Source organism: Actinocorallia populi (assembly GCF_002995495.1).
GTDB classification, from domain to species: domain Bacteria; phylum Actinomycetota; class Actinomycetes; order Streptosporangiales; family Streptosporangiaceae; genus Actinocorallia; species Actinocorallia populi.
The window spans coordinates 1201688-1226903 of sequence record NZ_PVZV01000001.1 but is presented as its reverse complement, the minus strand read 5'-3'; the positions used below and the strand labels follow the sequence as shown (position 1 = coordinate 1226903).

25 protein-coding genes and 2 pseudogenes are annotated in these 25216 nt (G+C 70.0%); 13 read left to right on the top strand and 14 right to left on the bottom strand.

The genetic code is table 11. The features are described from left to right. The first annotated feature begins 46 nt into the window (after positions 1-46). The 7 genes from C2865_RS06040 (at position 47) to C2865_RS06010 (ending at position 8705) form a co-directional block, all read left to right on the top strand. Positions 47-1462, top strand: a complete 1416-nt coding sequence (locus tag C2865_RS06040; protein WP_157963583.1) for a hypothetical protein — start codon at positions 47-49, stop codon at positions 1460-1462. A gap of 272 nt (positions 1463-1734) precedes the next feature. Next, on the top strand, positions 1735-3576 hold the full coding sequence (locus C2865_RS06035) for a 2-oxoacid:acceptor oxidoreductase subunit alpha (protein WP_106397228.1): 1842 nt from the start codon (positions 1735-1737) through the stop codon (positions 3574-3576). Then, positions 3569-4597 (top strand): 2-oxoacid:ferredoxin oxidoreductase subunit beta, encoded by a 1029-nt coding sequence (locus tag C2865_RS06030; protein WP_106397227.1) that lies wholly within the window; start codon positions 3569-3571, stop codon positions 4595-4597. The genes C2865_RS06035 and C2865_RS06030 overlap by 8 nt, the downstream gene beginning before the upstream one ends. 98 nt (positions 4598-4695) lie before the next feature. After that, positions 4696-5202 carry a SecDF P1 head subdomain-containing protein gene (locus tag C2865_RS06025; RefSeq protein WP_157963582.1) on the top strand — a complete coding sequence of 169 codons (507 nt, stop codon included), beginning with the start codon at positions 4696-4698 and terminating at the stop codon, positions 5200-5202. 63 nt (positions 5203-5265) lie between these two features. Beyond that, on the top strand, positions 5266-5448 hold the full coding sequence (locus tag C2865_RS06020; RefSeq protein ID WP_106397225.1) for a hypothetical protein: 183 nt from the start codon (positions 5266-5268) through the stop codon (positions 5446-5448). Between the two features lie 54 nt (positions 5449-5502). Then, the gene (locus C2865_RS06015; protein ID WP_106397224.1) at positions 5503-7890 is read left to right on the top strand and encodes an alpha/beta fold hydrolase; all 2388 of its coding nucleotides are present in this window, start codon (positions 5503-5505) and stop codon (positions 7888-7890) included. After that, positions 7887-8705: an ABC transporter permease gene (locus C2865_RS06010; RefSeq protein WP_106397223.1), complete on the top strand. Its 819-nt coding sequence runs from the start codon at positions 7887-7889 to the stop codon at positions 8703-8705. Before C2865_RS06015 ends, C2865_RS06010 begins: the two co-directional genes overlap by 4 nt. A gap of 405 nt (positions 8706-9110) precedes the next feature. Here the strand turns inward: C2865_RS06010 and C2865_RS06005 are convergent, their stop codons facing one another. Next, positions 9111-9347, bottom strand: a complete 237-nt coding sequence (locus tag C2865_RS06005; RefSeq protein ID WP_106397222.1) for a DUF6980 family protein — start codon at positions 9345-9347, stop codon at positions 9111-9113. A 169-nt stretch (positions 9348-9516) separates the two neighbouring features. Between C2865_RS06005 and C2865_RS06000 the strand changes: the two genes are divergently transcribed. Continuing rightward, the gene (locus tag C2865_RS06000) at positions 9517-11757 is read left to right on the top strand and encodes an esterase-like activity of phytase family protein (protein WP_198652969.1); all 2241 of its coding nucleotides are present in this window, start codon (positions 9517-9519) and stop codon (positions 11755-11757) included. Here the strand turns inward: C2865_RS06000 and C2865_RS05995 are convergent. After that, positions 11747-12982: an MFS transporter gene (locus C2865_RS05995; protein WP_232835386.1), complete on the bottom strand. Its 1236-nt coding sequence runs from the start codon at positions 12980-12982 to the stop codon at positions 11747-11749. The genes C2865_RS06000 and C2865_RS05995 overlap by 11 nt on opposite strands. Next, positions 12979-13419, bottom strand: a complete 441-nt coding sequence (locus tag C2865_RS05990; protein WP_198652967.1) for a carboxymuconolactone decarboxylase family protein — start codon at positions 13417-13419, stop codon at positions 12979-12981. The genes C2865_RS05995 and C2865_RS05990 overlap by 4 nt, the downstream gene beginning before the upstream one ends. A gap of 242 nt (positions 13420-13661) precedes the next feature. On the opposite strand from C2865_RS05990, the gene C2865_RS05985 reads away from it, so the two are divergent. The 3 genes from C2865_RS05985 (at position 13662) to C2865_RS05975 (ending at position 17046) form a co-directional block, all read left to right on the top strand. Next, entirely contained in the window at positions 13662-14711 is a 1050-nt protein-coding gene (locus C2865_RS05985) for a mechanosensitive ion channel family protein (protein WP_198652952.1), read from the top strand. 199 nt (positions 14712-14910) lie between these two features. Beyond that, entirely contained in the window at positions 14911-15798 is an 888-nt protein-coding gene (gene blaOXA, locus C2865_RS05980) for a class D beta-lactamase (RefSeq protein WP_106397219.1), read from the top strand. Between the two features lie 33 nt (positions 15799-15831). Next, complete coding sequence (locus C2865_RS05975) at positions 15832-17046, top strand: MFS transporter (RefSeq protein WP_106397218.1); 1215 nt, start codon at positions 15832-15834, stop codon at positions 17044-17046. A gap of 37 nt (positions 17047-17083) precedes the next feature. On the opposite strand, the gene C2865_RS05970 is transcribed toward C2865_RS05975, so the two are convergent. The 10 genes and pseudogenes from C2865_RS05970 to msrA all read right to left on the bottom strand — a co-directional run bounded on the left by C2865_RS05970 (position 17084) and on the right by msrA (position 22464). Further along, positions 17084-17704, bottom strand: a complete 621-nt coding sequence (locus tag C2865_RS05970) for a hypothetical protein (RefSeq protein ID WP_157963580.1) — start codon at positions 17702-17704, stop codon at positions 17084-17086. 814 nt (positions 17705-18518) lie between these two features. Next, a complete protein-coding gene (locus tag C2865_RS05960; RefSeq protein ID WP_198652950.1) occupies positions 18519-18800 on the bottom strand; it encodes a PDDEXK family nuclease in 282 nt (93 codons plus the stop codon). Between the two features lie 193 nt (positions 18801-18993). Then, positions 18994-19611 (bottom strand): hypothetical protein, encoded by a 618-nt coding sequence (locus tag C2865_RS05955; protein ID WP_106397216.1) that lies wholly within the window; start codon positions 19609-19611, stop codon positions 18994-18996. A gap of 86 nt (positions 19612-19697) precedes the next feature. Continuing rightward, positions 19698-19802, bottom strand: a pseudogene (locus C2865_RS40555) (peptide-methionine (S)-S-oxide reductase MsrA); the annotation flags it as partial. Between the two features lie 41 nt (positions 19803-19843). Next, positions 19844-20260, bottom strand: coding sequence for a PIN domain-containing protein (locus tag C2865_RS05945; RefSeq protein WP_106397215.1), 417 nt, complete (start codon positions 20258-20260; stop codon positions 19844-19846). Then, on the bottom strand, positions 20236-20547 hold the full coding sequence (locus C2865_RS05940) for a hypothetical protein (protein ID WP_198652948.1): 312 nt from the start codon (positions 20545-20547) through the stop codon (positions 20236-20238). The genes C2865_RS05945 and C2865_RS05940 overlap by 25 nt, the downstream gene beginning before the upstream one ends. Before the next feature lie 92 nt (positions 20548-20639). Continuing rightward, positions 20640-20744, bottom strand: a pseudogene (locus tag C2865_RS05935) (peptide-methionine (S)-S-oxide reductase MsrA); the annotation flags it as partial. Positions 20745-20770: 26 nt separating this feature from the next. Further along, positions 20771-21064 (bottom strand): helix-turn-helix domain-containing protein, encoded by a 294-nt coding sequence (locus C2865_RS05930; RefSeq protein ID WP_106397214.1) that lies wholly within the window; start codon positions 21062-21064, stop codon positions 20771-20773. Continuing rightward, positions 21057-21437, bottom strand: a complete 381-nt coding sequence (locus C2865_RS05925) for a type II toxin-antitoxin system RelE/ParE family toxin (RefSeq protein ID WP_232835385.1) — start codon at positions 21435-21437, stop codon at positions 21057-21059. Before C2865_RS05925 ends, C2865_RS05930 begins: the two co-directional genes overlap by 8 nt. Before the next feature lie 370 nt (positions 21438-21807). Continuing rightward, positions 21808-22464 (bottom strand): peptide-methionine (S)-S-oxide reductase MsrA, encoded by a 657-nt coding sequence (msrA, locus tag C2865_RS05915; RefSeq protein WP_106397212.1) that lies wholly within the window; start codon positions 22462-22464, stop codon positions 21808-21810. Positions 22465-22583: 119 nt separating this feature from the next. On the opposite strand from msrA, the gene rarD reads away from it, so the two are divergent. Together rarD and C2865_RS05905 are read left to right on the top strand one after the other, a co-directional pair. Beyond that, positions 22584-23486 carry an EamA family transporter RarD gene (rarD, locus tag C2865_RS05910; RefSeq protein WP_106397211.1) on the top strand — a complete coding sequence of 301 codons (903 nt, stop codon included), beginning with the start codon at positions 22584-22586 and terminating at the stop codon, positions 23484-23486. Between the two features lie 74 nt (positions 23487-23560). Further along, positions 23561-24202: a C39 family peptidase gene (locus C2865_RS05905; protein WP_157963579.1), complete on the top strand. Its 642-nt coding sequence runs from the start codon at positions 23561-23563 to the stop codon at positions 24200-24202. 4 nt (positions 24203-24206) lie between these two features. On the opposite strand, the gene C2865_RS05900 is transcribed toward C2865_RS05905, so the two are convergent. Continuing rightward, positions 24207-25202, bottom strand: coding sequence for a polyprenyl synthetase family protein (locus C2865_RS05900; RefSeq protein ID WP_408608294.1), 996 nt, complete (start codon positions 25200-25202; stop codon positions 24207-24209). Positions 25203-25216 lie beyond the last annotated feature (14 nt).

The following is a 25216-nucleotide window of genomic DNA, read 5'->3' as shown; positions in this document are numbered from 1 at the left end:
ATAAGGTCTCTCCAAGAAGACAGGTAATACGGGGTGGTGCGGTCAAATGGCGCAGGGGTCTGAGCAGCCGAACTGGGAGCCTCCCGGGCAGAACTGGGGCCCTCCCGGGCAACCGCACCCGCCGCAGCAGCAGCCGGATCCGGCCGCCGCCGGCCAGAACCCGCCCCCGATGGGCGAGCAGCCGCCGCCGATGGGCGGGCAGCCCCCGCAGGGACCGCAGACGCCTCCGCCCCACTGGAACCAGCCGCCGCCCCAGGGCGGGTGGACGCCGCCGCCGTTCCAGGGGCCGGGAGCCCCGGGCGGTGCGCCGCCGTTCGGCCAGCCCGGCTTCGGGCCGCCCGGCTTCGGACCGCCCGGAGCCCAGCCGCCCAAGAGCAACAAGGGCGTGCTGATCGCCGTGCTGAGCGCGTCGGTGGCGCTCGTCCTCGTCCTCGCCGTGGTCCTGATCATGCTGGCCGGCGGGGACGAGGAGAAGAAGGCCGCCCTCACCCCGCAGCAGAAGTCGGCGCAGGCCGTGACGAAGCTGAACTCGCTGCCGGGGCTGCGCTACACCGGGACGTACGACGCCTCCGGCACGTCCGTCCAGGCCGACCTGTCGGTGACCCGGGCCGGCACCGCCTCCGGGAGCCTGACGGTCAGCGGCGACGTGATCGACGCGATGCTCCTCGACGGCGACCTCTACGTGAAGGCCCCGCAGTCCTTCTGGCGCGGCCAGCAGGGCGTGGACGAGGAGCTCCTCGACGAGTTCGCCGACAAGTGGGCCAAGGCCCCGGACTCGCTGCGCGCCTTCGACATCCGCAAGCTGCTCGTCCCCGCCGCGCTCGGCCAGGCCCTCCAGCAGGCCGCGCCGCTCGTGCCGCCGTCCGGCGCGCCGACCTCCGAACCCGTCTCGGGCCGGCAGGCGATCGCCTTCGAGGGCTCCGAAGGCCAGTACTACGTCTCCGACGCCGCCCCGTACCAGCTCGTCAAGGTCAGGGCGGGCGGCGCCCAGGTCTTCGACTTCGACGTCGCCGAGCTCACCGCGGACTCCGTCGGCACCCTCTACACCGAACTGAAGGACAAGGTCCGCAACGGCCTGGCGGGCGCCCTCGACCCCGCCGCCGAGATCAAGCCGACCTCGACGTCCACCAGGGACGACTGCAGCGCCAGCGGCTGCACCATCGAGCGCAAGTACAGCAACACCGGGCCCACCGCCACCGTCACCTACATCGCCAGGATCTGGGAGGACAAGGACGGCGACAAGGAGCTGGGCCGGTGCACCAGGACCCAGTCCCTGCGCGCCGGATCCAGCACGCTGGAGTGCCGGGTGACCAGCGGCGGCTGGAAGTCCTGGGTGCGCGGCATCAGGCCGGGGACCACCAGCCGCTACTACTTCAACTCCTGGCTGAAGGTCGAGTCGGTGTCCAAGAGCAAGGCCGACACCCTGATCGGCAAACTCGAGGCCGAACAGCAGGGCGCGTAAGTACCCCACCGGGCCGGTTCGGTACATTGGCCACGACCGATATCCAGGTCGGCGACGAACCGGAGGGCCGTGGTGATGCGTCCTGTATCGCGGGGCCCTCACGTCGCCGCCGACCGGCTTGCAGAGGCTCCCGGCGCAGGGTCTCAGAGCCTGGAACCGAGATGGATGAGCCATCTCGACTGGGTCGTACCATGAACACAAGCCCAAGTAGCCCTCCTGTCACAGGGACCCTCACCTGGGACGAGGCTGCGCGTCGAGGAAGGTCTTCCTCTGTGACCAAACAGGTCCAGCAACTCGACCGCGTCATCATCCGCTTCGCCGGTGACTCCGGCGACGGCATGCAGTTGACCGGCGACCGCTTCACGGCGGAGACGGCCGAGTTCGGAAACGACATTTCGACGTTCCCGAACTACCCGGCCGAGATCCGCGCCCCCGCCGGAACCCTCCCGGGGGTCTCCAGCTTCCAGCTCCACTTCGCCGACCACGACATCCTGACGCCCGGAGACGCCCCGAACGTCCTGGTCGCCATGAACCCGGCGGCGTTGAAGGCCAACATCGGCGACCTGCCCAAGGGCGGCGATGTGATCGTCAACACCGACGAGTTCAGCAAGCGCAACCTCACCAAGGTGGGCTACGCGGCCAGCCCCGTCGAGGACGGCTCCCTGGCCGACTACCGGGTGCACGCCCTTCCGCTGACCTCGATGACGGTCAAGGCCCTCGAGGACTTCGACCTGTCCAAGAAGGACGCCGAGCGCGCGAAGAACATGTTCGCGCTCGGCCTGCTGTCGTGGCTCTACCACCGCCCGGTGGAGAGCACGATCGCCTTCCTGGAGAAGAAGTTCGCGAAGAAGCCCGAGATCATGAAGGCCAACATCGCGGCCTTCCAGGCGGGCTGGAGCTTCGGTGAGACCACCGAGGACTTCGCGACCTCCTACGAGGTCAAGCCGGCGACGCAGGAGCCGGGCCTGTACCGGCAGATCACGGGGAACATGGCGCTGGCCTGGGGCCTGGTGGCGGCCGGCGACCGCAGCGGCCTCGACCTGTTCCTGGGCTCGTACCCGATCACCCCGGCGTCCGACATCCTGCACGAGCTGTCGAAGTACAAGAACTTCGGCGTGCGCACGTTCCAGGCCGAGGACGAGATCGCGGCGATCGGCGCGGCGCTGGGCGCCTCGTTCGGCGGCGCGCTGGGCCTGACCACCACCTCCGGACCGGGTGTGGCGCTCAAGGCCGAGACCATCGGCCTCGCGGTCGCCGTCGAGCTGCCGCTGCTGATCGTCAACGTGCAGCGCTCGGGCCCGTCCACCGGCCTGCCGACCAAGACCGAGCAGGCCGACCTGCTGCAGGCGATGTTCGGCCGCAACGGCGAGTGCCCGGTGCCGATCGTGGCGCCGCTGTCCCCGGCCGACTGCTTCTACGCGGCGGTCGAGGCGGCGCGGATCGCGGTCAAGTACCGCACCCCGGTGTTCATCCTGTCCGACGGCTACCTGGCCAACGGCTCCGAGCCGTGGAAGCTGCCCGAGGTCGAGGACCTGCCGGTGATCGAGGCGAACTTCGCCGAGCCGCTGCAGGAGGACTTCCAGCCGTTCAAGCGCGACCCCGAGACCCTGGCCCGCCCGTGGGCGATCCCGGGAACCGCGGGTCTGGAGCACCGGATCGGCGGCCTGGAGAAGGCCGACGGCTCCGGCAACATCTCCTACGACCCCGACAACCACGACCTGATGACCCGGCTCCGCCAGGCCAAGGTCGACGGAATCGCAGGCGACGTCGAGCCGCTGCGGGTGGACGACCCGGACGGCGACGCCCGCGTGCTGGTGCTGGGCTGGGGCGGCACGTACGGCGCGATCTCCGCGGCCGTGCGGCGCGTCCGCAAGGCGGGCGGAAAGATCGCCCAGGCGCACGTGCGCCACCTCAACCCGTTCCCCGCGAACATGGAAGAGGTCCTGAAGTCCTACGACAAGGTGATCGTGCCCGAGATCAACCTCGGACAGCTCGCCACCCTCCTGCGCGCCAAGTACCTGATCGACGTGGTCGGCTACAACCGCGTGCGCGGCCTTCCGTTCAAGGCCGAAGAGCTCGCCGATGTGATCCGGGATGTGATGGACAGTGAGTGAAGCGCTGGCCCTGGTGCCCAAGAGCGAGATCCCGCTCAAGGCCAAGGACTTCAAGACCGACCAGGAGGTGCGCTGGTGCCCCGGGTGCGGTGACTACGCGATCCTCGCCGCGGTGCAGAGCTTCATGCCCGAGCTGGGCATCAAGCGCGAGAACACCGTGTTCATCTCGGGAATCGGCTGCTCCTCGCGGTTCCCGTACTACATGAACACCTACGGGTTCCACTCGATCCACGGGCGCGCCCCGGCGATCGCGACCGGCCTGGCCTCGGCCCGGCAGGACCTGTCGGTGTGGGTGATCACCGGTGACGGCGACTCGCTGTCCATCGGCGGCAACCACCTGATCCACGCGCTGCGCCGCAACGTCAACATCAAGATCCTGCTGTTCAACAACCGGATCTACGGTCTGACCAAGGGCCAGTACTCGCCCACCTCGGAGCTCGGCAAGGTCACCAAGTCCTCGCCGATGGGCTCCCTGGACCACCCGTTCAACCCGATCTCCCTGGCGATCGGCGCGGAGGGCGCGTTCGTGGCCCGCACGATCGACTCCGACCGCCAGCACCTGCAGTCGGTGCTGCGGCAGGCGGCCGAGCACAAGGGCGCGGCTCTGGTGGAGATCTACCAGAACTGCAACATCTTCAACGACAACGCCTACGAACCGCTGAAGGACGCCGACCAGCGGGACGACATCACCGTCCGGCTGGAGCACGGTCAGCCGATCGTCTTCGGCAGGGACCGCGACAAGGCGCTGATCCAGGACGGCTTCGGCTTCCGGGTCGGCACCCCGGACGAGGCCGGCGTGGTGGTGCACGACGCGCACGACCCGGACCCGTCGCTGGCGTTCGCCCTGTCCCGGCTGGACCAGCCGGCCTTCACGCACGTCCCGATCGGCGTGTTCCGCTCGGCGCCGCGTCCGTCCTACGACTCGCTGCTCAACGAGCAGGTGGCCGAGGCCAAGGACAGGCAGGGCCGCGGCGACCTCGCCGCGCTCCTGCGCAGCGGAGACACCTGGCGGATCGACTGACCGAGCCGGCGCGGGGGTGACCCCGGAGCTCAGGGGACCCGGGCCGTGTGCCCGGGTCCTTCCCTTTTCCGGGGATCTTTTTCTGCAAGACTGGCGGGGTGCGCAGACAGCCGAAGATCACGATGCTCGCCGCGGTCGTCGTCATCGCACTGTGCGCCGCCGCGGTGGCGACGACCGGCGTCGTCGTCGCGGCTGCCCGCCAGAGCCGGGTGGAGCTGGCCTCCCCGCTGCTGCTCTACCCCGTCGTCCAGCGGACGGAGGGCGCCTGCCCGGCCGGCACCAGGGGGGTGACCGGGCCCGAGCCGTCCTGCTACCAGGTCACCGAGGGCATCGTCATCCGCAGGGTGGGCGAGGCCGGGGTGCGGTTGCTGCGCGACGACAGCCACGGGGTCATCCTCCAGCTGGTGGGCGCGGACAGCGAGGCGTTCGCCGGGCTCACCCGGGCCCAGCGGGGCAAGCAGATCGTCGTGGTGGTGAACGGCGAGGTCGTCGCCGCGCCCTGGGTGGACAGCCCGATCACCGGGGGCGAGGTGGTCATCACCGGCCGGTTCACCCGCTCCGACGCCGAGCGGCTGGTGCACGACCTCACCGGCGGGCGGAGCTGACCCCGCCGCAACGCTGACCTCTGCTTGGGCTTGCGCGGAGCCCGCCCCTGGCATAAGTCGATCATGGAGGACATCGTCGACGACAACGACCTCGGGCTGCTCAGCGAGGTCGGCGAGGAGGCCCGGACCTACGCTCCGGTCCTGCGCACCATGGCCGCGGTGGCGGCGGGCGGCCTGCTCGCCGCGTTCCTGGGACTGGCGGGGCTGCGGGCCGTGCTGCGCCGGCGGCCGCGTCGCGGGAGGTGACCGGGCGCTTTTCTTGATCTCCGGCTTACGGGTCACTGGCGTACCATCTGCGCCATGAGGCGGCGATGGGTCGCGGGTGCGGCCGCGGTCGGCGTGCTCGCGGCGGGTGGGGGTTACGTCCTCTCCGGGGACGGCGCACCCGCCGTTCGGCAGGAGACGGTGCGGATCCCGGTCGTCGACGGGCCGAAGGACGACCAGAAGGTGGCGCTGGACGCGACCTTCTACCGGCCCGTCGGGGCGGAGAAGGCACCGGCGGTGCTGCTGGCGCACGGGTTCGGCGGCAGCAAGGACTCCCAGGCCGGGGCGGCGCGCAGGCTCGCCCGGCAGGGTTACGCGGTGCTGACGTGGTCGGCGCGGGGGTTCGGGCGCTCCGAGGGGCAGATCGCGCTGAACTCGCCCGACTACGAGGTCAAGGACACCCGGCAGCTGATCGACTGGCTGGCGAAGCGGCCCGAGGTGCGGCTGGACGGGGAGGGCGATCCCCGCGTCGGCATGGCGGGGCCCTCCTACGGCGGTGCGATCTCGTTGCTGACGGCGGCCTACGACGGGCGCGTCGACGCGATCGTCCCGTCCGTCACCTGGCACGACCTGTCGCAGTCGCTGATTCCCGGCGGAGTGTTCAAGAAGTTGTGGGCGGGCCTGTTCTTCACGGGCGAGTCCGACGGGTCCACGGCCTGCGGGCGGTTCCTGCCGTCCGTCTGCGAGATGTACCAGGAGGTCGCGCAGACGGGGCGGGCCACGGACGAGGCGTGGGATCTCCTGCGCGACTCCTCGCCCGCCACCGCGCCGCCCGTGAAGGCGCCGACGCTGCTCATCCAGGGGCAGAGCGACTCGCTGTTCCCGCTGGACCAGGCCGACCAGAACGCGCGGGCGGCCGAGGGGCCCGTCTCCGTCGTCTGGTTCCAGGGCGGGCACGACGGCGGCGAGCCGGAGACCGAGCGGCTCTCCGGGCTGACCTCCGACTGGTTCGACCACTACCTCAAGGGCGAGCAGGACGTCGTGCTGCCGCCCGCCTTCACCGTCACGCGGGGCGGCGGGGTCGACTCCCGCAGCGGACGGCAGGAGGTCGCGGCGGCCACCGCCCGCACCTATCCCGGGCTGGAGAACGCCGCGCGGGAACTGCCCCTGGAGGGCGGCGAGCAGTCCGTGCAGAACCCGGCGGGCGGGGTGCCCGCCTCCATCTCGGCGCTGCCCGGCCTGGGCGCGCTGAGCACGCTGGGCTCCCTGGGCGGGGTGCCCAGCCTGGACATGGCCGGGCAGAACGCCACGTTCACCACCGAACCGCTGGACTCGTCGTTGCGGGTGACGGGTTCGCCTCGCGTGCGGATCAGGACCGACCGCGAGGCGACGCTCTTCGCCAAGCTCTACGACGTCGCCCCCGGCGGCCGGGCGACCCTCGCGCGGCGCCTCGCGACGCCCGTGCGGGTCGACGGGGAGGCCGAAATCGCCCTGCCCGCGCTGGACTACGAGTTCAGCCGCGGGCACCGGCTCCAGGTCGTGCTCTCCACCACCGACTACGGGTTCGCCGGGCCGACCGAGCCGCTGACCTACGAGATCTCGGCGGTCTCCGGGCTGTCCGTGCCGTCCGTGCCCGCCCTGACCGCGCCGGTGCGGCGGCCGCCCGTGTGGGTGTGGGTCGCGCCGGCCGCGGCGCTGGCCGCGGCCGCGGCGCTGCTGGCGCGGCGGCCGCGGAAGCGGGACGGCGACTTCGACGAGGCGTCCGCGGAGGTGCCCCTGCGGATCACGGGGCTCACCAAGACCTACCGCAACGGTTACAAGGCCGTGGACGACCTGTCGTTCCGGGTCGAGAAGGGGCAGGTCCTCGGGCTGCTCGGGCCGAACGGCGCGGGCAAGACCACCACCCTGCGCATGCTCATGGGCCTGATCCATCCCGACGGCGGGGAGATCCGGATCTTCGGCCACCGCGTGGGGCCCGGCGCGCCCGTCCTGGCCCGGCTCGGCTCGTTCGTCGAGGGCCCCGGATTCCTGCCGCACCTGTCCGGGCGCGACAACCTGGAGCTGTACTGGCGGGCCACCGGGCGGCCCGCCGCCGACTCCCGCATGGCGGAGGCGCTGGAGGTCGCCGCGCTCACCGACGAGGCGCTGGCGCGGCCCGTCCGCACCTACTCGCAGGGCATGCGGCAGCGGCTGGCCATCGCCCAGGCGATGCTCGGGCTGCCCGACCTGCTGGTGCTCGACGAGCCCACCAACGGGCTCGACCCGCCGCAGATCCGGCAGATGCGCGAGGTTCTCGTCCGGTACGCCGAGCGGGGGCGGACGGTCATCGTCTCCAGCCATCTGCTCAGCGAGGTCGAGCAGACCTGCGACCGCGTCGTGGTGATGGCGCGCGGGCGTAAGGTCGCCGACGGGCCCGTCGCCGAGATCGTCGGCGGGCGCGGCCTGGAGGACGTCTTCCTGGAGATCATCGGGAGTGGGACATGAGCGGGCCGCTGCCGCTGCGGGTCGAGGCCGTCCGGCAGTTCCGGCGCCGGCGGACCCTGGTCACCTTCGGGCTGCTGCTGCTCCTGCCGTGGATCCTGGTGCTGGCGTTCCGGCTCGGCGGGGACGGCGACGATCCGGACGGGCGGATGAGCCTGGCCGACGTGGCCACCACCAGCGGGCTGAACTTCGCGCTGTTCACCCTGTTCGTCTCCACCGGGTTCCTGCTGGTGGTCACCGTGGCGCTCTTCTGCGGCGACACCGTGGCCAGCGAGGCGGGCTGGTCCTCGTTGCGGTACCTGCTGGCCGCGCCCGTGCCGCGCGACAGGCTGCTGCGGCAGAAGCTGATCGTCGCGCTGGGGTACGCCACGGCGGCGGTCCTGGTGCTGCCGCTGATGTCGCTGCTGGCCGGGACGCTGGCGTTCGGGTGGTCCGACATCACCCTGCCGACCGGCGGCACGTTCCCGGCCGAGACCGCCTTCGGGCGCATGGCGATCATCGTCGGCTACTCGCTCGTCGCCCAGCTGGTCGTGGCGGCGCTGGCGTTCCTGCTGTCGGTGCTGACCGACTCGCCGCTGGGCGCGGTCGGCGGCGCCGTCGGGCTGGTGATCGTCAGCAACATGCTGGACGCGGTCACCGCGCTGGGCGACTGGCGGGACCTGCTGCCCACCCGCTTCAGCTACGCCTGGATGGACGCCCTGCAGCCGGACGTCTCCTGGACCGGCATGATCCAGGGCGCGTCGTTGTCGGTGACCTACGCCCTGGTGCTCTTCGCGCTGGCGTTCCGGCGCTTTCGCGCCAAGGACGTCACCTCCTGAGACCGCCGTCCCCGGGGCTGTGGGCGCCCCGGGGACGGCCGATTGGTTTGGAACGTTTTTTCCTGCTTCACCCTGGGTATCCCTCGAGGAAGCCCGGGAGGGTCATCGCCGATCTCCCATACCGGCTCCCAGCCCCGAAAGCGTGTCGTTTCGAAGTGGATGCGACCTGACCCCAAGACACCATACGATCGCTCCGAGTGATAGCCAGCACCGGAAAATCGGATGAACGACCACCTGACGTCGCATAAGCTCACCAGAACCTGGCGGTTCTCCCGCCTCAGGTGACGATTCCGGCGGTTCACCGCCGCTGGATGAGGGGAGATGATCGAAATGGCACGACAGCAGCAGATCGTCAAGCTTCCACGAGTCCCGCGCAAGCCCCAGTCACTGGACCTGCGCACCCCTTCAGGCCGGATCCTTCCCTACTGACCGGGCGGCCTCCACGAGGCCGGCCAGTCTCGTCCCGCACCACGGGCAGAAGGCGATCGGCACCGCCATCCGCCCCTCCCCGCGGACGACCAGGCCCCACACCCCGAACTCCGCCGAATGCACCACCAGGCGGTCCGGACAGCGGTACGGATCGTCGTGCACGGAGCAGTGCCGCTCCAGCTGAGCACGCATGCGCTCGCAGCAGATCCGCATCCCCCGACCCTACTTCAGCCCCCCGCACCCCTCCTCGCCGCCCCTTTCCCGCCGTCCGCCGAGCCCGGATTCCCATCGGGCTTCAGACGGGGGTCGTCCGGTATTCATCCGTTCGTTCCAGGGCGCTGCGAAGCTCGATCGCGTGTTGGGGAACGGAGCGGGAGAGACGATGCGACGACGTGTGCGGTGGGCTGCCGGGCTGGCGGCGGGAGCCGTGGTGTTCGCCGGGATGTCCGGAACGACACCGGCCGGTGCCGAGCCGAAGGGCCCGCTGTTCGAGCGGCTCGCGACCTATCCCGTGCACCAGAACGGCGGCGGTGACGAGGAGACCGTCGCGGAGATCAGCGCCGTCAGCCAGGACGGGCGGACGCTGGTCTACACCGACGCGCCCGGCAGGCGCATCGGGTTCCTGGATCTGAGCGCCCCCGACCGGCCCAGGGGGCTGGGGACGCTGAGCCTCGGGGACGCCGAGCCGACGTCGGTGGCCGTCACGGGGCCGTACGCGCTGGTGGTCGTCGACACGAGCGAGAGCCACACCGAGCCGTCCGGGCGGATCGACGTGATCCGGATCAAGGACCGCAGGACCGTCCGGAGCATCGGGCTGGGCGGGCAGCCCGACTCGATCGCGGTGTCGGGGCGCTACGCGGCCGTCGCCATCGAGAACGAGCGGGACGAGGAGGCCGCCCCGGCCGGGGGCGAAGAGGGCGACCTCCCGCAGGCGCCCGCCGGATTCCTGCAGATCCTCGACCTCAAGGGCGCGGACCCGGCCCGGTGGGGGCTGCGGAAGGTCGCGTTCACCCGGGCGGACGGGAGCGCGCTGCCCTCGTTCACCGCGGCCGGGCTGGACGCCCCGCAGGACCCCGAGCCCGAGTACGTGACGATCAACCGCCGGGGCGAGGTCGCCGTCACGCTCCAAGAGAACAACGGCATCGCCATCGTCGACCTGCGGACCGGGCGTATCGAGCGGGTCTTCTCCGCCGGGAGCGTCACCGTGACGGGTGTCGACACCGAGGAGGACGGCGAGATCTCGCTCACGGGCACCATCAAGGACGTCCCCCGGGAGCCCGACGCGATCTCCTGGATCGACGACCGTACGCTGGCGACCGCCAACGAGGGCGACTGGAAGGGCGGCAGCCGCGGCTGGACGGTGTTCGACGACCGCGGGAACGTCCTCTGGGACGCGGGGAACACCTTCGAGCACCTGGCCGTCCGGTACGGGCACCACAACGACGACCGCGCAGGCAACAAGGGCAGCGAGCCCGAAGGCCTCACCGTCGCGACCTACAAGGGCCGCCGTTATGCCTTCGTGGGTTCCGAGCGGTCGAACTTCGTCGCCGTGTACGACGTGAACCGCCCGTCACGGCCGCGGTTCGTGCAGTTCCTGCCGACCAACGCCGGGCCCGAGGGCCTGCTGGCGGTGCCGTCACGCGGCATGTTCATCGTCTCCAGCGAGAACGACGACGCTTCCGCGGGGCTGCGAGCGGGCGTCCAGGTCTTCCGGCTCGGCAAGCCGGAGGTTCCCGGCCTGGTCTCCGCCTCCCAGGACGGCGCCCCGATCGGCTGGGGCGCCCTGTCGGGCCTGTCCACCGTCCCCGGCAGCCGCGACGGCCTGTACGGCGTGTGGGACTCCGCGTACAAGCCCACCGAGATCTTCACGATCGACACCGGCGAGAAGCCCGCGACGATCACCGAGGCGCTGACCGTCACCAAGGACGGCGCTCCGGCCGCCTACGACGCGGAGGGCATCGCCGCACGGCCCGGCGGCGGCTTCTGGCTCGCCTCCGAGGGCGCGAAGGGGCCGGGCAACCTTCTGGTGCGCCTGGACGCCTCCGGGGCCGTCCAGCAGGAGATGGCGCTCCCGGAGGACATCGCCTCCCGGCTGGGCTCCCAGGGCCTCGAAGGCGTCACCGTCGCCGACTCCGGAGCGGCCGAGCAGGTCTGGACGGCCCTCCAGCGCCCCCTCGCCGGCGACCCGGCGAACGTCGTCCGCCTCGGCCGCTACAGCCCCGCCTCCGGCGAGTGGGCCTGGTTCGGCTACCCGATCGAGCCCTCGGCGAGCGCCGCGAACTGGAACGGCCTGTCCGAGATCACCCTCGCCGACGGCCGGCTCCTGCTGGTCGAGCGCGACAAGGCGTCCGGCACCGCCGCCGCCCACAAGAAGGTCTACTCGGTCGCCCTGCCCGCCGGGGCGCCCGGCGAGGGCCTGCCCGTCCTCGCCAAGCGCCTGGAGCGCGACCTCCTGCCCGACCTGCGCGGCCTCGGCGGCTGGACCCAGGAGAAGGTCGAGGGCCTGGGCGTCACCGGCGCCGGACGCGTCTGGATCGCCACCGACAACGACGCGGTGAACGACGCCACCGGCGAGACGGTCTTCTTCTCCCCCGGCACGGTGAAGTCCGCCTTCAGGCACTGACCTCCCTCCCCCCGGCCCCCGCCCCATCTCTCCCCCGGGCGGGGGCCTTCCCCTTCCCCGACGTGCCGAGCGCGAGCAGGGTGAGCGCGCACAGGATCCCGCCGAGCCACAGGGGGCCGCCTGCGGCGAGGGAGTCGATGGCGAATCCGCCGAACAGCGCGCCGAGGGCGATCGACAGGTTGAACACCGAGGTGTAGAGGGACGTCGCGACCTCGGGGGCGTCGGGGGCGGCCTGGAGCATCCAGGTCTGGAACGTCACCGGCACGGCTCCGTAGCCCAGGCCCCACAGCGCCAGGAGGACGGCGGACGAGGCGGTTCCGCCGACCGGCAGCGCGGACAGCGCCATCGTCGAGGCGAGGATCACGGCGATGCCCGCGACGACCCGCCGCAGATGCCGCGGCATCAGGGCTCCGGCGATGAAGTTCCCGCAGATCCCGGCGACGCCGAACACCAGCAGGAGCACGCTGATCATGCCGTCGTCGACACCGTCGCCCTGGAGGATCGGACGGACGAACGTGTAGGCGGCGAAGTGTCCGGTGATGATGAGGAACGCCATGAGGATGCCGAGACGGACGCCCGCGTTGTCGCGGAACTGAGCGGGCAGGTCCGCCGGCCTGATCGTCCGTTCGGCGGGAAGCGCCGGAAGCAGGAACACCAGCAGGACCAGCGCGGTGAGGCCGAGGACGCCGACCGCCGCGAAGGCCGTGCGCCAGCCGTTGAGCTCGCCCAGCAGGGTGCCGGTCGGCACGCCCAGGACCGAGGCGGTCTCGACCCCGCCGAAGATCACCGCGGTGGCCCGGGCGACGTGCCGCTCCGGCACCAGCCGCAGCGCGATGCCCCCGGCGATCGACCAGAAGCCGCCGACGCTGACGCCGATCAGGAAGCGCGCCGCCAGGACGACGGCGAAGTTCGTCGCGAACGCCGAAGCCAGGTTGGCCGCGCCCATCAGGCCGACCAGGACGACCAGGACCAGCCTCCGGTCCACCCGCCCGGTGGCCACGGTGACCAGGGGTGCCGAGAACGCCGCGACCAGGCCGGGGACGGTCACCATCAGGCCCGCCGTGCCCGCGGAGACGTCCAGCGCGGTGCCGATCGGGGTGAGCAGCCCGACGGGCAGGAGCTCGGACGTCATCAGGGCGAAGATCCCCAGCGTCACCGCGGCGACGGCGAGCCAGCCCTTCAGGGCGGAACGGCCTTCGCCGCGGGTCTCGAGAACGGCGGTCACTCGGTCCCCAGGGTCTTGCGCGTGGTGACGTTCATCCGGTTCCAGGTGTTCGCGGTGAAGATCACGGCGATGAGCTGGGCCAGTTCCCGCTCCGGGAAGTGCGCGGCGGCGCGGTCGTACACCTCGTCGGAGACGCCGCCCGGGAGCAGGGTGACGGCCTCGGTGAGGGCCAGGGCGGCGCGCTCCCGCTCGGTGAAGAGGGGCGACTCCTCCCAGGCGCTGAGCTGGTAGATCCGCTCCTCCGTCTCGCCCGCCTTGCGGGCGTCCTTCGTGTGGTAGTCGATGCAGTACGCGCACCGGTTGAGCTGCGATGTTCGGATCTGCACCAGTTCGACGACGACCGGGTCGAGCCCCTTCCGCGCTGCCGCGTCCAGGGCGTACACGGCCTTGAAGACGTGGGGGGCGGCGGTCGTGAAGTTCATGCGCTGAGGTGTCATGATCTCGACCCTAGAACCACAAAAGACCCGGATCATGGTGCATTTCGATGGTGGGTTCACGGGTCAATCCAGCAGGGACCGCCGGTGGCCCTCCCCCCGAACGGACGCCCCCCGCCTCCCGCGGAACCGTTTCCCGGGTCCGCGGGAGGCGCCCCGCCAAAAGCGCCGTCCACGGGCGTGAAGCGCATGATCCCTTTACCATCAGGCGAGATCCCCCTTTTCCCTACACAGAATGGATCGTCGTGCCTGAGCTTGAATGGGGACGTGTCGTCGGAGCGGCCGTCGTGGTGGCGGTCATGCTGGGCATGGGAGTGGCCCTCCGGCTGGTGCTGCGCCGGCTGATCCGGCGCGCCGAGGGCAACACCTGGGTCTGGGACGACCTGATCCTGCGGCTGCTGTACGACCTGGCCGTCGTCCTGTCGGCGACGGCGGGCGCCTGGATCGGGGTGCTGGTCCTGAGGTTCCAGCCGAGCGTGCGGACGGTGATCGGGCAGGTCCTGGTCGCGTTGGTGATCTTCGCGGTGACGCTGGCCGCCGCACGGCTGGCGGGCGGCATCGTCGGCTCGATCGCCCTGGCCAGGTCGGGCATCTCCCAGTCGGTCACGATCTTCGCCAACATCACCCGCACCATCGTGTTCGTGGTCGGCACGCTGGTGCTGCTGCAGAGCCTGGGAGTGTCGATCACCCCGCTGCTGACCGCCCTGGGCGTCGGCGGCCTGGCCGTGGCCCTGGCCCTGCAGGACACCCTGGCCAACCTCTTCGCCGGCGTGCACATCCTGGCGTCCAAGACGATCGTGCCCGGTGACTTCATCCGCCTCAGCACCGGCGAGGAGGGCCACGTCGTCGACATCAACTGGCGCAAGACCACCGTCCGCACCATGTCCGACAACCTGGTGATCGTTCCGAACGCCAAGTTCGCCGCCGCGATCCTCACCAACTACCACCAGCCCGAGCAGGACATGGGCCTCCTCCTTCAGGCCAAGGTCGGCTACGACAGCGACCTCGAGCACGTCGAGAAGGTCGTCATCGAGGTCGGCAAGGAGGTGATGACCGAGGTCGAGGGCGGCGTCCCCGACTACGACCCCCTGGTCCGCTTCCACACCTTCGGCGAGTCCAGCATCGACTTCACCGTCATCCTCCGCACCCGCGACTTCACCGACCAGTTCATCGTCAAGCACGAGTTCGTCAAGCGCCTGCACACCCGCTTCCGCGCCGAGGGAATCTCCATCCCGCTGCCCACCCGCAGCCTCGTCTTCCCCGACGCCCCGGCCTTCATCCCGGTCCCCCGCTGACCCGGCCCCGGCGGGAGCACGCTTCCCGCCGGGCCCCGACTTCCGGCGCGAAATCCGCCCGGAATTTCCGCGATCTACCCCATCTGACCAGCAGTGATATCCATGTTCATATAGATGTTCTTTCCATATGGATATTGGACATGATCTGCCGGGCTCTGGTCTGCTCTCACCTACGAAGATCGAGAGCGAGGAGCCCGACATGCACCACCCCCTCCCCCGTACCCGGTTGCGTGCGGCGCTGGGCGCGGCCGTCCTGACCGCCTCCGCGCTGCTCGGCGGAGCCGTCCACGCCGTCCCCGCCACCGGCGCCGACACCGTCCGCGGCGCGGTGCCCCAGGCGGCCGCCCCGAGCAGCCCGGTCGTGCGGGACGACCTCCAAGCGGCGTTCCGCGAGGCGGGAGTGCGCGGAACGTTCGCGCTCCTGGACGTGAAGCGGGGACGGACGACCGTCGTCGACCTGCAGCGGGCGGAGCAGCGGCTGATCCCCGCCTCCACGTTCAAGATCCCGCACAGCCTGATCGCGCTGGAGACCCGGGTCGTCCAGGACGAGAACGAGGTGATCCCCTACGGCGGGCAGCCGCAGCCCTTCCCCGAGTGGGAGCAGGACATGAACCTGCGGGACGCGGTCCGGGCGTCCAACGTGCCGGTGTTCCAGACGCTCGCCCGCCGGATCGGCGCCGAACGCGAGCGGCGGTGGGTGAACCGGCTGCACTACGGCGACCGCGAGATCGGCGCCGTCGTGGACCGCTTCTGGCTCGACGGCCCGCTGGAGATCTCCGCGGTCGAGCAGACCCGCTTCCTGTCCCGGCTGGCCCGGCAGCAGCTGCCGGCGTCCAGGCACAACCAGCTGACGGTGCGCGACCTGCTGAAGGTCGAGGAGAAGGACGGCTACGCATTGTTCGCCAAGACCGGCTGGGGCATGTCGACCGAGCCCGGCATCGGCTGGTGGGTGGGCTGGGTCGAGCGCGGCGGTAACCTCTACACCTTCGCGCTCAACATCGACGTCGAGGCCGACGGGGACACCGCCAAGCGCGTCCCGCTCGCCCGGACCCTGCTGCAGGCCCTCGACGTCCTCCCCCGGTCCTGACGGACGCCGCGCACGCATGAGGACCCCGCCGCCATGACCACCGCACCGCACGTACGTCGGGCGCTCGCCGACCGCCGCGTGATCGCGGTGGTCGTGGCGATCCAGCTCGCCATCTCGCTCGGTTACTACGCGGTGATGGCGCACGTGGTCGCGCACCTGCACCAGGACCTCGGCATGCTCGCCGGTGTCATCACGGTGGTGCTCACCGTGCGCGTCGCGGTCCAGAACATGCTGTTCCTCCCCGCCGGGGCGCTCACCGACGCGGTCGGCCCGGCACGTACGGGAGCGCTGGCCTGCGCCCTGAGAGCCGTGTCGTTCGCGCTGCTGGGCACCGCCGACGGGGTCGGCGGCCTGCTCGTCGCGGTGGTGGTGATGGCGGTCGGCGGTGCCCTGTTCCACCCGGCCGCCCAGTCCGTGCTGGCCGGAGTGGCGCCGCGGCACCGCTCCCGCGGCTTCTCGGCCTACGTGATCGCCGGTCAGCTGGCCGCGGTGACCGGTCCTCCCCTCGGGCTGGCGCTGCTGGCCGGAGGGTTCGGGCTGCTGACGGCGGTGACGACGGGCGCGTGGACGGCCGGGGCCGTGCTGTTCCTCCTGCTGCGCCGGGTGCCCGCTTCTCAGGCGGGCACCCGGCCGGACGCGCGGAGCTTCACCGAAGGGGTGTCGGCGGTGTTCCGGGACCGCGGCTTCCTCCGGTTCGCCCTGGTCGCCGCCCCCAGCACCCTGCTCACCTCCCAGGTCACGACCGTGATCCCGTTGAAAGAGGCGGATTCCGGCACGACGACCCTGTTCTTCTGCACGGTGGCGGTGGCCACGGCCGCGATCCAGCCGTGGTGCGGCGGCCGAGGCGAACGCCCCGGGTTGCTCCGCATCGGCCTGCTCTGCGCGGCCGCGGGCTATCTCGTCCTGCTGGCCACGCCTTCCGACCATCACAGCCGGATCGCCGTATTGATGGCTGCCGCCGTCCTTCATGGCCTGGCCGCCGGCATCATGCAGTCGGCCCTGTTCCAGGCCGTCACCCACTGCGCGCCATCCGGAAGGTTCGGCACTTACACCGGCCTGCTCAGCTTCCTCTCCGGAGCCGTCTCCCTCGCCGGAGGATTCGCCGTCGCCCCGCTTTTCAACGCCGGAGCCGGAGGCATGGCAGTCGCCATGACCGTCCTCGGGTCGCTTGCAGTGCTTTCCGCGATCGCCCTACGCGTCCCTTCGCCCGCACCGGAGCAACCCAAGGCGAGCCTTCTCGAAGTTTGAGAAGGACCTGGGAAATGGAATGGCGGTGTGCGCCTGATCAGTCGAAGTACACCACCAGCCGGACCCCTTCCGCACCGAAACGCCCGGCCAGCGCCTCCATCACGTTGAAGACGTGCTCCCAGTCGCTACCAGGCCCTATGGCCTGCCGCCGCGTGAAGCGCTCGTAACGAAGCCGCGCGTCCCCCACGGCCCATTCGCCGTAATCGGCGGCCACCGGAGTCCCGCCGAGCGGCGGAACACCGAAACGCTCGACCAGCGAGGCGTTCCACACGTCGGACACCCAGTACAGCCGGTGGAGGGCCGAGTCAGCGGTGTCCAGCGCCGTCACCAGACCGCGGACCCCGACCGGCGTCTCGCCCAGATCGATGTCCCGCAATTCTTTCCACGTCGCCCAGGTGGGGCTGTGCCACTCGTTCCGGTATTCCTCGTACTGCCGAAGAACTCCTGCGGAGGCATCGGAGGGCAGCCCTCGAGCAGGCACGACCGGATCCCATCCGGCTGTGTTCCGAACCCCGAACAGACAGCCGAAGGCCGTGTGGTCGCCGTCGAAGCACAACAACGAAAGATCCAAGGCGAGCACCCAGGGGCCCTCCGCACAGAAATCCTCATCATAATGAGGATCCAGGACCTCGATCCCGCCATAAACATCAGTGGGCACACCGCCACCCCCCATTCAAAGGCCCAGAAAGCGACCCGGCCCCATGGCCATCTTCTTCTGTTCCAGATGCGGAGTCGCGCTCACCCGCGAACTCACGGAGCTACCCGCCGTCCCCGAGTTCAAGGTTCGCGACGGCGACCGCGACAAGAAGACCCGGCTGGCACCCTCCACCGTGCCCGCCGGCCACTACGCGGTCGAGACAGAACCCTGGGGAGCGCCCTACATTCCACACGACCCGGCCCTGCCGGTACCCGCACGACCGCGATTCCCCACCATGCTGATCAACGGATCACCGGCCATCTCCGCAGGAGCCGTCAACACCTTCGTCGTGCACCCGGACGACGTGCCCGGCCTCCGGCCGTTGCCCGACCTGCCGAACGACCACGGCTGCTGCGGCCCTTCCGGTACCGGAGGACTCAACCGGTCCTGCCCCTGCGGCGCCCCCGTCGCCGCCCTGACCGCGGATTGCCTCGGCCCCCACGAGCTCCACCTCGATCCGGTACGGACGTACGCCTTCGACCAACGAACCGGCTCAGGCCTGCCCTACGGCATGTCCGCACGTCGAACGGGAAAACGCCGGTCGCGATCCCGACGCCACCGGAATTTACGCGTACGCCTTGTTCGGCTTCGGTGGTGGGAACGAGTCATCAAGAGGAACTCCCGCAGCCACCACGACCGCGTGGTCCCGCCGGTTCCCCACCGGACATCCCGAGCCGGTCCGCACTGTCCGCCCGGACTCGGAACTCGAGTTCCGCCCAGTCGATGACGATGGGGATCGGGTTGCTGATGCTGGGGACGTTCCCGGACTCGTCCTTCATGAAGGTGCCGATAACCGCAGATCCACGTCATTGTTCACGGTGAGGCGCTCATGCCCTTCGCCCATCGCGTCACGGGCATGACGTTCCAGCATGTTGGCCAGCCGCCTGCCTGCGGTCTGATGGTCAGGCGTGGGCGCCGCGCAGTAGACCACGCAACCGTCGACGATCTCGATCGCCCTGGCGATCTCCTCGGGGAGCGCCTCGTACTCCTCGGCGGTGACGAGTTCGGTCTGGGGACGGATGCTGCAAAGCCAGCTGTCTCCCGGCAGGGCGGTCATCGAACCCTCCTCATCACCGTTCACCCGGAAGCCAAACTTACGGGCTGCCTCAGCGCCATGTGAGGACGCGACCAGGCAGGTGGCCGCGCGGCGCGCCCGCATCGGAAAACCAGGAGATGTCCGCGCCCGCCAACACGATGTGCCGGTGACAGCGGAAGGACGGTGATCCGAGCGGGTGCTACCGGCGGTCGGGTCATGAGCGGAGTTCGTGCACGATCTGCTCCCGGATCCCGTCCGGCAGTCCCCTGTACGCGGCCAATCGCGTCAGAGCCGCACGGCTCTCGGGCACGGCCTTGGTACAGCGGAGCGCCCACACGGCCTTCTCGGCGGCCATCCCCCGCTGCGCGTACAGCTCCGCGAGGTCCATGAGCCAGGGCGTGAGCGCCTCTTCGTCATCGACCACAAGTCCGCACCAGTGCAGGGTCTGCTCGGCGATCCAGGCGGTGATGCGCCGGACCCAGACCTCCTCGAAGTCCGTGGTGACGATGCCCTGGCGAGCGCACTCGGCCTTGGCACCGGCCATGCGCTCCGCGGTGACGTGCCGGGCGTAGGGCATGCGCTCGCGCAGAACGGCCCGGACCCCCGCCCACCCGGGGTACCCGTCGTCCTCGCAGTCCCAGACGACCGGCTCCTCCGGCGGCTCGGGCAAGGCGAGCACGTCCCGAGGCAGGCATGCTTCGAGCACAGCCCGCGCATAGGCCAGATTCTTCTCGTTCTCCCCCGTCTCCGACGGCCAGACGAAGCCGGAGCCCCACGAGAACGGATACGCCCGGACCACGTCCGGCAGCAGCGGTGTCCCAGCCGAGATCATGCGACTCCCAATGAAATGACATGACCGCCTCCAGGACCGTGGTCGCCGATCCCATCCGCCCTTTCGCCGGGCTCGTACCGCGCAGATCAGCCATCCGCCGGAGCGACGCCGATCGGGCAGGAGACGCCGTTGCCGCAGTGGCCGTTGGGATTCTTGGCGTCGGAGAGACATTGCCGGTGGCAGTCCTCGGCGGACCTGAGAAGGGCTCCTGATCACGTGTTCGGGAGCGCGGTCACACAGGAACGACCTTGACCGTCTTGCCGCAAAGGGTGGTCATGTCGTCCTCATCAGAGGTAAGGAGGATGACGGGTTTCGGAGCCTGGAGAGCGATAGAGGCGACAACCGCGTCAATCGCATACTTATGCCCGTGCAGGCGATGGGTGCGCAACAGATCGATCGCGGCCGTGCTGATCTCTTCCGTGACCGGCTCGATGCGAAGCCTGGACAGAAACCAGCGGAGCCGGTCCGGTTTGGTGCGGACATCTTGGGCCTCGACAGGAGTGAGGGCGCTGACGACCACGCGGAAGTCGTTGTCCTGAGCCTCCCTGACCAGTGCGGTGACCCGCTGATCGGCCTGGCACCACTTCACCAGCCCCTCGCAGTCGAGGATCAAGGTTCCGGCGGTCAGCCTGCTTCGTGCACGCTCCACTCCGCCCCCTCCTGCAACTCGGCCGCCGCCTTCACTGCACGGAACAGCTCCGTCGCCTCATCCCGCAACGCCTGGGGGATCGGCCCCGCTTCCCTCTCGTTGGCCTGCAGGGCCTCTTCGAGCAGGTCCCGTTCGATCTGCCGCTCCACCGCGGCATCGACATAGGCGGAGAACCCCCGCGCTCCCACCCTTCGTCGAACCGCGCTGATGTTTCCCGCTCGCAGAGAGACGCTGGCTTTCACCGACGGGCCTTCACCCAGCCCGTACTCCCGTTCCGGCATGCCCATGCCCCGAGTTTACTACTTCAAGTAGCAAAGCAAGAGGGTCTCGCAACACCCGGCCAGAGCAGAACGACCGATCGGCAGGACTCCCACACGAGTCAGCCATCGGCCGGGGCGACGCCGATCGGGCAGGAGAGGCCGGTGCCGCCGATGCCGCAGTAGCCGTCGGGGTTCTTGGCGTCCGACAGGTACTGCTGGTGATAGCGGTTGCCAGGTGTTCTGGCCTGATTCATGCGGCCGGAGTGCGGAGTTGCACGACAAGTTCGGCGCCGAGGGCCGTGGCGAGGCGCTCGAGAACCGGCAGCGTCGGGACGGTACCGCCGGCTTCGAATCTGGCCACGGCCGACTGCGTCATCTCAGCGGCCTCGGCCAGTCGGCTCTGGGTCCATCCGCGCCCCTCCCGCAGTGCGCGAACGGTACACCCCAACTCGTAGGCCAACCGGGTGGCCGCATAAGCCTCAGCCGCTCCGGGTTCGGCCATACGCCGATCCCGCAACGTGTCCCATTCGGACCGCTCACTCATCGGCCTCCCCTTTCCCAGCGTCCACCGTATGCGCTTCGGCCACGCACAACCGCAGTGCTCGACGGGCCCGCGCGACTTCTCGATCTTCCCGCATGCGGGTCTTGTGGAACACGGTGAGCAGGATGATCCGCCTGCCCGAAGCTATCCAGTACGTCACGCGCACGGCCTCGGCGTCGAGATGGAACCGCAGCTCTCGCAGCTTCCCGTCGAGCTGCCGCGTGTACGGCTCGCCCAGCAGCACGCCTTGCTCTGCGAGTAGCTCGATGTAGAACGCCGCAGTGGCGAGCGGGACCAGGCAGGACTTCCGCGCGAGAAGGCCGAACGAGGGTGCCGGGGGCGCTTCGTCGTCACCGAACCGCGAGAGCAGGGCCACCCCGTATGAGGCTGACGCAGCGGGGCACCTGCTCGACCTCGGAGATGATCAGATCAGTCTGTGACTGCTCTGAAATGCTCGTTCAACGCCAATCTCGACATCCGGATCAAGCGCACAGCGTACGAACGCCCCTCCCCCTGCGGGATCCTGCGTAGGGACCGGCGCAGCAACGTGGCCCCTTCCCGCAACGTCCGGACGACGAACGGATTCAGAGGGCTGCCGCGAAGGCAGGTCGTCACCGCCCCGGCAATGTACAGATCCAACAGGACGGACTCGTCCAGCCCCTCGGTGAACTTGAGGTCGTCAGGAAAAGTGAGGCAGCAGTGTTCGGCCCAGAGGATCGCGAGCTCGTCGCGATCCGTCCAGGGCCTCACTCCGCAGGGGCGACGCCGATCGGGCAGGAGAGGCCGGTGCCGCCGATACCGCAGTAGCCGTCGGGGTTCTTGGCGTCCGACAGGTACTGCTGGTGGTAGTCCTCGGCGAAGAAGAAGTCGGTGGCGGGGGTGATCTCGGTGGTGATCTCGCCCAGGCCGGCTTCGGTGAGGACCTTCTGGTAGGCGGCTCGGGAGGCCTCGGCGGCGGTCCGCTGGGCTTCGGTGCGGGTGTAGACGGCGGAGCGGTACTGGGTGCCGACGTCGTTGCCCTGGCGCATGCCCTGGGTGGGGTCGTGGGACTCCCAGAAGACCTTCAGGAGGGCCTCGTAGGAGATGCGGGAGGGGTCGTAGACGACGCGGACGGCCTCGGCGTGGCCGGTGAGGCCGGAGCAGACCTCTTCGTAGGTGGGGTTGGGGGTGTAGCCGCCCTCGTAGCCGGCCGCGGTCGACAGGACACCGTCCAGCTGCCAGAACTTGCGTTCCGCGCCCCAGAAGCAGCCCAGGGCGAACTCCGCCACCTCGGCTCCGTCGGGGTAGGGCGGCGCCAGCGGGCCCGACAGAACGGTGTGACGGGGGGCGACGGGCACGGGGTTGTCCCTGCCCGGAAGCGCCTTCTCCGGGGTGACCATCTCAGTCTTCGCGAATCCGAACACCTTGTCAGACTAACCGGTCCGGGCCGCTTCCCTCCCCCGGCGGGGGTGCCATCACGGACAGCCGGGCGTGACATGAGCGACTCTGTTGTTACTCATTACTGGTTGATAGCCTTCGCGACATGGAAATACGAAAGGGACTGATCTACGGTTTCGCGGCTTACGCGCTCTGGGGTCTGTTCCCTTTGTACTTCCCGTTGCTCAAACCGGCCGAGGCCGGCGAGATCCTCGCCCACCGCGTCGTCTGGACCCTGGTGGCCGTCGGGCTGCTGCTGGCGGCCGCCCGCAACTGGAGCTGGATCCGCCGCATGACCCGCCGCCAGTGGCTGCTGCTGTCCGTCGCCGCGGTGGTGATCGCGGTCAACTGGGTCACCTACATCATCGCGGTCAACTCCGGGCACACCATCGAGGCGTCCCTCGGCTACTTCATCAACCCCCTGGTCACCGTGCTCATAGGCGTGCTCCTGCTGGGAGAGCGGCTGCGGGCGTGGCAGTGGACCGCCCTGGGCGTCGGGGCCGTCGCGGTGGCCGTGCTGACCTCCGACTACGGCAGGCCCCCGTGGATCGCGCTCGTCCTGGCGCTGTCGTTCGGCACCTACGGGCTGATGAAGAAGCGCGCCGCGATGCCCTCGGCCGAGAGCCTGACGGTCGAGGCGGCCGTCCTGGCCCTGCCCGCGCTGGGCCTGATGGCCTGGACGCAGGCCCAGGGCACCGCCGCCTTCGGCCATGCGGGCACCGGGAACGTCCTGCTGATCCTGACCCTGGGGATCGTCACCGCCGTCCCGCTGATGCTCTTCAACGCCTCCGCGCAGCGCCTGCCGCTCACCAGCCTCGGGCTCCTGCAGTACGTCGCCCCGGTGCTGCAGTTCCTGGTGGGACTGCTGATACAGCATGAGGCGATGCCACCCAGCAGGTGGATAGGTTTCACCCTTGTTTGGGTGGCGTTGTCGATACTGACCTGGGACGCTCTACGTACCGCCCGTCAAACCCGCGCCGGAGAAACCGTCGCCGCTGCTGCCGCCTGAGACACTTGCACCGGTCAGTTCTCTTCGGCAGGCTTACCGCACGAACCACCCCGACTGTCCGGAGTTCCGCCAAGGTGAACAAGGTACTCGCGAGCTTGGTGTCCGGCACCGCGCTCACCGCCACGCTCGTCGTGCTCCAGCCTCCGGCCCCCGCGGAGGCCAAGGGGATCAGCGTCTCGGGCTCGCCCTCCCGTCTCACCCTCAAGATCGACAGGGTGTACCAGTCGCGGCCGCTGTGGTGCGCACCGGCCGGCGCCTCGATCTCCCTGGCGAAACTCGGCATCAACGTGGGCCAGAAGACGCTGGCCCGGAAGATGAAGACCCGCTCCCCCTACGGCACCTACGACTACGACGCCATCCGGGTGCTCAACTCCTACGCGAGCAAGAAGGGCTACCGCTTCTCCCTCGCCTACGACGCGAACAAGCCGGGCCGGCTCGCCAAGCGGGTCGTGCACGACGTCGGCGTGCTGCGCAAGGCGGTGCCGCTGCAGGTCTACATGAAGCGGCTGCCCTGGTACAAGGGGCTCATCGACGGCAACCCCGGCCATCTGATCATCGCCTACGGGTACGACAAGCGCGCCAAGACCGTCACCATCTGGGACCCGTACAACTACTACTTCAACGGCGGCACCCATGTCATGCCGCTGAAGAAGCTGGCCAGGGCCACGCAGTCGACGGACGGCGCGGCCGGCATGTTCTACCTGACCAAGGACTGAGCCCTCAGCCCGTCCGGGACACCACGTAGTCGCACAGGCTCGCCAGCGCCGCCCGTGCCGGGACGTCCGGGAGCGTGAGCAGCTCGGCCCGGGCGTCCTCCGCCCACCGCCGGGTGTCGGCCTTGGCCCGTGCCATCGCCGGGTGGGCCCGCAGCAGCCGCAGCGCCTCGGCGTGGTCGCCGTCGTCGGCGATCGGCCCGGACAGCAGTTCCCGCAGCCGCGCGTCGGCCGGGTCGTCACCGGCCAGGACGTGCAGCATCGGCAGCGTCCGGATGCCCTCGCGCAGGTCCGTGCCGGGCGTCTTGCCCGACTGGGCGGTCTCGGACGCCACGTCCAGGATGTCGTCGGAGAGCTGGAAGGCGACGCCGATCTTCTCGCACGCCGACGTCAGCGTGTCCACGACCGCCGGGGAGGCCCCGGCCATCATCGCCCCGAACTGGCCCGAGGTCGCGATCAGCGAGGCGGTCTTGTCGGCGACCACCTGCAGGTAGTGCTTGAGGGGGTCGCCGTCCTCGGGGACCCCCACGGTCTCCTGGATCTGACCTCGCACCAGCCGGGCGAACGTGCGGGCCTGGATCCGCACCGCCTCGGTGCCGAGGTCGGCCAGCAGGTCCGAGGCACGGGCGAACAGGTAGTCGCCTGTGAGAATCGCCACGGTGTTGGTCCACCGCGAGTTGGCGGACGCCTGGCCCCGCCGCAGCGGGGCCTCGTCCATCACGTCGTCGTGGTAGAGCGTCGCCAGATGGGTCAGCTCCACCACGACGGCGGACGGGACGACTCCCGGTGCCGACGTGTCGCCGAACTGCGCGGCCAGCAGCACCAGCATGGGCCGGAACCGTTTGCCCCCGGCCGTCACCAGATGCTGGGACGCCTCGGTGAGCAGCGATTCCTCGCTGTCGACCGTCTCCAGCAGCAGGGACTCGACGTCCTCGAGCCCCCGCTGCATCTGCGCGGCCAGCGCGTCGTCCACACGCAGGCCGAACGGCACGGCAGCACCCACAGGAGTAGACCCCT

Excerpts from the sequence above, each read along its gene's own strand:
- C2865_RS06040 (WP_157963583.1), top strand. The coding sequence starts at position 47 with ATGGCGCAGGGGTCTGAGCAGCCGAACTGGGAGCCTCCCGGGCAGAAC.
- C2865_RS06020 (WP_106397225.1), top strand. The coding sequence starts at position 5,266 with ATGGAGGACATCGTCGACGACAACGACCTCGGGCTGCTCAGCGAGGTC.
- C2865_RS06015 (WP_106397224.1), top strand. The coding sequence starts at position 5,503 with ATGAGGCGGCGATGGGTCGCGGGTGCGGCCGCGGTCGGCGTGCTCGCG.
- C2865_RS06010 (WP_106397223.1), top strand. The coding sequence starts at position 7,887 with ATGAGCGGGCCGCTGCCGCTGCGGGTCGAGGCCGTCCGGCAGTTCCGG.
- C2865_RS06005 (WP_106397222.1), bottom strand. The coding sequence starts at position 9,347 with ATGCGGATCTGCTGCGAGCGCATGCGTGCTCAGCTGGAGCGGCACTGC.
- C2865_RS06000 (WP_198652969.1), top strand. The coding sequence starts at position 9,517 with ATGCGACGACGTGTGCGGTGGGCTGCCGGGCTGGCGGCGGGAGCCGTG.
- C2865_RS05990 (WP_198652967.1), bottom strand. The coding sequence starts at position 13,419 with ATGACACCTCAGCGCATGAACTTCACGACCGCCGCCCCCCACGTCTTC.
- blaOXA (WP_106397219.1), top strand. The coding sequence starts at position 14,911 with ATGCACCACCCCCTCCCCCGTACCCGGTTGCGTGCGGCGCTGGGCGCG.
- C2865_RS05975 (WP_106397218.1), top strand. The coding sequence starts at position 15,832 with ATGACCACCGCACCGCACGTACGTCGGGCGCTCGCCGACCGCCGCGTG.
- C2865_RS05960 (WP_198652950.1), bottom strand. The coding sequence starts at position 18,800 with ATGACCGCCCTGCCGGGAGACAGCTGGCTTTGCAGCATCCGTCCCCAG.
- C2865_RS05955 (WP_106397216.1), bottom strand. The coding sequence starts at position 19,611 with ATGATCTCGGCTGGGACACCGCTGCTGCCGGACGTGGTCCGGGCGTAT.
- C2865_RS05940 (WP_198652948.1), bottom strand. The coding sequence starts at position 20,547 with ATGGGCATGCCGGAACGGGAGTACGGGCTGGGTGAAGGCCCGTCGGTG.
- C2865_RS05930 (WP_106397214.1), bottom strand. The coding sequence starts at position 21,064 with ATGAGTGAGCGGTCCGAATGGGACACGTTGCGGGATCGGCGTATGGCC.
- rarD (WP_106397211.1), top strand. The coding sequence starts at position 22,584 with ATGGAAATACGAAAGGGACTGATCTACGGTTTCGCGGCTTACGCGCTC.